This is a genomic window from Streptomyces tyrfis (assembly GCF_037034285.1).
Taxonomy (GTDB): Bacteria; Actinomycetota; Actinomycetes; order Streptomycetales; family Streptomycetaceae; genus Streptomyces.
In genome coordinates this window covers 1-5,907 of sequence record NZ_JBAGJZ010000095.1, presented here as the reverse complement: position 1 = coordinate 5,907, position 5,907 = coordinate 1, and the positions used below count along the sequence as shown (strand labels likewise).

General features: G+C 71.5%; 5 protein-coding genes. 4 read left to right on the top strand and 1 reads right to left on the bottom strand.

Annotated features, from left to right (window positions below):
- Positions 1 to 237 precede the first annotated feature (237 nt).
- Positions 238 to 1,095, bottom strand: coding sequence for an IclR family transcriptional regulator (locus WA762_RS35215; RefSeq protein WP_335941667.1), 858 nt, complete (start codon positions 1,093 to 1,095; stop codon positions 238 to 240).
- Between the two features lie 292 nt (positions 1,096 to 1,387).
- Here WA762_RS35215 and WA762_RS35210 point away from each other — a divergent pair, with 292 nt between their 5' ends.
- From WA762_RS35210 to WA762_RS35195, 4 genes are all read left to right on the top strand, one after another.
- On the top strand, positions 1,388 to 2,758 hold the full coding sequence (locus WA762_RS35210; RefSeq protein WP_335941666.1) for an aspartate aminotransferase family protein: 1,371 nt from the start codon (positions 1,388 to 1,390) through the stop codon (positions 2,756 to 2,758).
- Positions 2,758 to 3,945, top strand: coding sequence for a mandelate racemase/muconate lactonizing enzyme family protein (locus WA762_RS35205; RefSeq protein WP_335941665.1), 1,188 nt, complete (start codon positions 2,758 to 2,760; stop codon positions 3,943 to 3,945). The genes WA762_RS35210 and WA762_RS35205 overlap by 1 nt, the downstream gene beginning before the upstream one ends.
- Positions 3,942 to 4,787, top strand: a complete 846-nt coding sequence (locus tag WA762_RS35200) for an amidohydrolase family protein (protein ID WP_335941664.1) — start codon at positions 3,942 to 3,944, stop codon at positions 4,785 to 4,787. The genes WA762_RS35205 and WA762_RS35200 overlap by 4 nt, the downstream gene beginning before the upstream one ends.
- Before the next feature lie 143 nt (positions 4,788 to 4,930).
- Positions 4,931 to 5,770, top strand: a complete 840-nt coding sequence (locus WA762_RS35195) for an SDR family NAD(P)-dependent oxidoreductase (protein WP_335941663.1) — start codon at positions 4,931 to 4,933, stop codon at positions 5,768 to 5,770.
- Positions 5,771 to 5,907 lie beyond the last annotated feature (137 nt).

Sequence of the window (5,907 nt, the reverse complement as noted above, 5' to 3'; positions counted from 1 at the left end):
CGGGGGTGGGGTGGTGCGGAACGCTCATGCGGACTTCGCCTTCCGAGAAGTGCCGGGAGTGAGGGAGCGTTCCTGCGGTGGACTGCCGAAGGGCGGATGGCTGAAAGAAGGTCAAGGCCCTTGAAGGATCCGGCGCGATGGGCAGGCGGCGGAAACGGACCAGAGAGGATGAACCACGAGTGACGGGGGAATGTCGTCGCGGTTGGCAGGGAACCTACGACGCGTCACGTCGATCGGTCAAGACCTGAACTCGCCCGGATCCGTCGCACCGGAGCCGGAGGCGCCGTCCTCCGCGTCGTCGACCCAGCCCAGCGAGAGGCTGATCCTGCGGGCCGCGTCCCGTACCTGGCCGCCCAGTTCCTGGTAGCGCCAGGCCGGCAGGCCGAGCTTGAGACCGGTGATCGAGACGGCCCCGGCGCACACCGAGCGGTCGTCGAAGACCGGCGCGCCGATGCAGATGATGCCCTCCGCGTCCTCCTCGTCGTCCAGGGCGTAACCGACCCGGGCGATGTCGCGCAGGTGCGACAGGAAGGTGGCGGGGTCGGTGATGGTCCGGGAGGTGCGCCGGGGCAGGCCGAACCGCTCGACGACCGAGGCGGCCTCGCTCGGCGGCACCGCGGACAGCAGCGCCTTGCCCAGGCCCGTGCAGTGCGGCAGCTCGCGCTGGCCCATCCGCAGGTCGAGACGGACCCGCTGGTCGAGCTCGACCTGGTCCACCACGACCGCGTGGCCGTCCTCGGGGATCGCGAGCCGGGACGCCATCCCGGTGGCCCGGGTGAGTTCGCTCAGCACCGGGCGGGCCACCCCGCGCAGCGAGACCTGGGAGCGGGCCCGGTCGCCGAGCCGGGCCAGGCTCATCCCGAGCCGGTAGCGGCGGTTCATGCCCTCGCCGTCGTCGGAGACGAGGCCGTAGGCGCGGAGGGTCTGGAGCATGCCGAAGGCGGCGCTCTTGGAGATCGAGCAGGCCTGGCCGACCTCCGTGACGCTCAGGCCGTTGCCCTGCGCGGGGGCGGCGAGCGCTTCGAGGATGTCCGCTGCCCGGGCCACGCTCTTGACCCAGTACTTCGGTTCTTCTGTGGCAGCGCTGTTCGTCATAGCAGAACAGTTTAGTGCCTCGACAGGGGGTTTCTGCTGCCCTCTCCCCGAAGAACGGCCGAGAACGGGCGATCTCGTGGCCGAAAGGGGGTTGACCGCCCCCGGAGGCGCACGTACTATCCAGGAACTGTTCTGCTCTACAGAACAGTGTTCGGAAAACGCGAGACGCACCACCACGCACCACGGATTCACCCCTCTTCCTGCGGCGACTGCCGGGCGGATGGCGCCAGGGACTCACGGGCCGGGCAGGGCCCGCGACAACCGACGACTCTCGACGCAAGGAGCAAGCGATATGAGTTCAGGCCCGGCCGGCAACGCATCCGGAGCCCGACTCGCCGAGCGCGCCCGCCGGGTCGTACCCGGCGGCGTGAACAGCGGTCAGCGGAGCGTTCCGGGACTGACCGATCTCGTCGTCACCGGCACCGACGGCGCACGCTTCCGCACCGCCGACGGACGCGAGTACACCGACTTCCACTCGGCGTTCGGCCCGCCGCTGCTGGGCCACAACGACCCCGACGTGGCCCGCGCCACCGCCGAGGCCGGCACCACCCTCGGCCACATGGGCGTCGGCGTCACCGAGGGCGAGATCCTCCTCGCCGAACAGCTCGCCGAGCTGATCCCGTCGATCGAGAAGGTGCTGCTCACCAGCACCGGCAGCGAGGCCACCTTCCACGCGCTGCGCGTCTCCCGCGCCGCCACCGGCCGCCGCCTGGTCGTCAAGTTCCAGGGCTGCTACCACGGCTGGCACGACTCCGTCAGCCTCAACGTCATCTCCGCCCCGGACAAGGTCGGCGGACCCGACCCGATCTCCACCGGCATCCTGCCCGAGGTCCTGGACGCCACCCTCGTCCTGCCGTTCAACGACAGCGAGGCCGTCCGCCGCGCCTTCGCCGAGCACGGCTCCGACATCGCCGCCGTGATCGTCGAACCCGTCCCGCACAACGTCGGCGCGCTCCTGCCGTACCAGGAGTTCCTCACCACGCTGCGCGAGGAGACCGCCAAGGCGGGCAGCGTCCTGATCTTCGACGAGGTCATCACCGGCTTCCGCCACGACATCGGCGGCTGGCAGAAGATCTCCGGCGTCACCCCCGACCTCACCACCCTCGGCAAGGCCATCGCCAACGGCGCCCCCGTCGGCGCGATCGGCGGCCGCGCCGACCTGATGGACCTCTTCTCCACCATCCCCGGCGCCCCCGCCTTCTTCGCCGGCACGTACAACGGCCACCCGTCCGTCGTCGCCGCCGCCCTCGCCACCCTGCGCAAGCTCCGCGAGGAGCCCGTGCACGAGCACGTCTTCCGGCTCGGCGAGCGCGTCCGCGCCGAACTGACCGGGCTGTACGAACGCCTCGGCGTCCCGGCCGTCGTCACCGGCTACGGCTCCGTCTTCGTCACCTACTTCATGCCCGGCGAGGCCCCCCGCACCTACGCGGACCTGCTGAACAACGACGCCTCGCTGTTCGTCGGCTACCGCCGCAGGCTCCTGGAGCACGGCCTGTTCGAGCTGCCGCTCAACCTAAAGCGCAGCCACATCAGCTACGCCCACACCGACGCCGACGTGGACCGTCTCATCGAGGGCACCGAGGCCGCGGTCGGGGCCGTCCTCGCCGAGGGCGGCGCCCGCGACCTGGAGAACGCCTCCACCATGGGCGGGGCGACCCGCTGATGCTCACCGTCAACAGCAGCCGCCCGGCCGGCCCCGCCGGACGGATCAGCCGCGTCGAGACCCTGATGCTCGGCACCTCCTGGCGGGACTTCGGCTATGTCCGGGTCCACACCGACGAGGGCCTGTCCGGCATCGGCGAGATCACCCACCCCTATCGGGTCCGCGAGGTCTGCGCCCTCACCGAGTCGATCGCCCAGCGGCATCTCATCGGCGCCGACCCCTTCGACGTCGAGGAGCTGTGGCTCCGCGTCTACCAGGGCGACTTCCTGCGCGGCGGCGACATGGGCGGCATCGCCCTGTCCGGCCTCGACCAGGCCATGTACGACCTGATGGGCAAGGCGCTCGGGGTGCCCGCCTACCGCCTCACCGGCGGCGCCTGCCGCGACCGCGTCCGGGTCTACGCCAACGGCTGGTACACCGGCGAACGCGAGCCCGAGGTCTTCGCCGCCAAGGCGAAGGAGACCGTGGCCAAGGGCTTCACCGCCCTGAAGTTCGACCCGTTCGGCCCCGGACTGCACGAGCTGGAGCGCGCCGAACTGCGCCGCTCCGTCGACCTGGTGGCCGCGGTCCGCGAGGCGATCGGACCGGACGTCGACCTGTTCATCGAGGGCCACGCCCGGTTCGCCATGCCGACCGCCGCCCGCCTGGTGCGCGAGCTGGAGCCGTTCGACATCGGCTGGTTCGAGGAGCCGATGCCCTGGACCCACATCGAGCGCTACGCGGAGCTGCGGCAGCGCGCCGCGTTCCCGATCTCCGGCGGCGAGCACTTCCACAACCGCTACGAGTACAAGCAGCTGTTCGCCACGAACGCGGTCGACATCATCCAGCCCGACCTCTCGATGGCCGGCGGCCTGACCGAGGTCCGCAAGCTGGCCGCGATCGCCGACACCCACGGCATGCTGGTGGCCCCGCACAACTCCAACTCGCCGCTCTGCACCACCGTCTCGGTGCACGCGACGCTCGGCATCCCCAACTTCAAGATCCTCGAGACCTTCGACGGACTCCTGGAGGACTACGTCTTCGACGCGCTCAAGGGCACCCTCCCGATCGCCGACGGCCACGTCGGCCTGCCGACCGCTCCGGGGCTCGGCGTCGAACTCGTCGACGAGGTCTTCGAGGAGCACCCGCCCAGCCACCGCTTCTGGAACATGTTCGCGGACGGCTGGGAGAAGCGGAACCGGACATGATCGTCGACGTCCACTCCCACCTCTTCCGGCACAGCCACGACTTCACCGACCCGTTCAAGTCGGACTCCGCGCGCGCCCACGCGGGCGAGGTCGACCTGACGGTGACCTGGGAGGAGTACGCCGCCACCGCCCCCGAGGGCACCCGCACGATCGTGGTCGGCGGCAAGGCGCGGCGCAGCGGACTGTGGGTCGACGACGCCGCCGTGGCCGCGTACGCCGGACAGCACCCGGACCGGCTCATCGGCTATCTCTCGCTCGACCCCACCCAGCCCGGCTGGCAGGACGAACTCCGGTACGGCCACCAGGAACTGGGCCTGCGCGGCATCAAGCTGATGCCGATGTACGCGGGCTTCGACCCGGCCGCGGAGGAGTACGACGAGCTGTACGGCTACGCCGAACGGCACGGACTGCCGCTCCTGGTGCACACCGGCACGACCTTCGTGTCGACGGCGCCCCTGGAGTGGGCGATGCCCCGGCACCTGGACGCGGTCGCCATCCGCCACCCAGAGCTGCGGATGGTCCTCGCCCACCTCGGCCACCCCTTCGAGGGCGAGTGCATCGCGGTCATCCGCAAGCACCCGCACGTGTACGCGGACATCAGCGCCCTGCACTACCGGCCCTTCCAGCTCTGGCACAGCCTCCGGCTGGTCCAGGACTACGGGGTCTTCGACAAGCTGATGTTCGGCAGCGACTACCCGTTCACGACGGTCGACGACTCGGTGAAGGGGCTGCGGGAGATCGCCCGCATCCCCGGGATCCCCGGGCTGCCGCCGCTCGACGCGGACAAGGTGGAGGAGATCATCCACCGCCCGTCGCTGGACCTGCTGGGACTGAACGGCTGACCGGCCGTTCCCCGTGAACCTGCCGGCGCGGCGCCCGGGCACCCCCCCGCCCCGCGCCGCGCCGGCAGCCGGGCCGCCGCGCACACCCCGTGTCCCGTGCGGCGGCCCTCCCTCTTCGTACCGCTTTGCCTGGAGGACCCGCCATGACCGCAGCCGTCCCGCCCCGCCCCGTCGACCGCTTCGACCTGACCGGGCGCACCGCGGTCGTCACCGGGGCCGCCCGGGGCCTGGGCCGGGCCTTCGCCGTCGGGCTCGCCGAGGCGGGCGCCGACCTGGTCCTCGTCGACCTGCCGGGCGCCGAGGGCGCCGAGGAGACCGCCGCGGCCGTCGAGGCGCTCGGCCGGCGCGTCCGCGTGTACGGGCAGGACCTCGCGGACGTCGAGGCGCTCTCCGGTTTCGCCGACACCGTGCGCGCCGAGGCCGGACCGCTGCACATCCTCGTCAACAACGCGGGCACGGCGGCGCTGGAGCGCTTCAACGAGATCACGCCCGCGAGCTGGTCGCGCGTCATGCGGGTCAACGCCGACGCCGTCTTCTTCCTCAGCCGGCGCGTCGCCGAACACATGACGGCGGACTCCGTCCCGGGCCGCATCATCACCGTCACCTCGAAGAACGCCCTGGTGGCGGAGGCGGGCCTGGCCCACTACAACGCCTCCAAGGCCGCCGCGCAGCTGCTCACCGAGACCCTGGCGGTGGAACTCGCCCCGCACGGCATCACCGCCAACACCCTGGCCCCCGGCATGGTCGAGACCCCCATCGACGGCGAATTCCCCTTCGACCGGGAGGCGTTCGAGGCCGCCTATCGCGAGCGCATCCCGCTCGGCCGGTACGCGCGGCCCGACGAGTGCGTGGGCGCGCTGCTGCTGCTGGCCTCGGACGCCGGGGCCTATCTCACCGGGGCGCGGATCGTCGTCGACGGGGGAGTCCTCGCCGACCAGATGCCGCGGATGCGCTTCATGCCGCCGTACCGGAGCACCGTCTGAACCCATCGAGTGCCGCGACCGGCGAGCGTCGCCGGGAGGGGTACGCACACGCATCGACACCGCGAGGAGCACCGTCATCATGTCCGTCCCCGCACCGTCCCCCGCCGGACCCCCGGCTCCGTCGTCCGCGTCGTCCC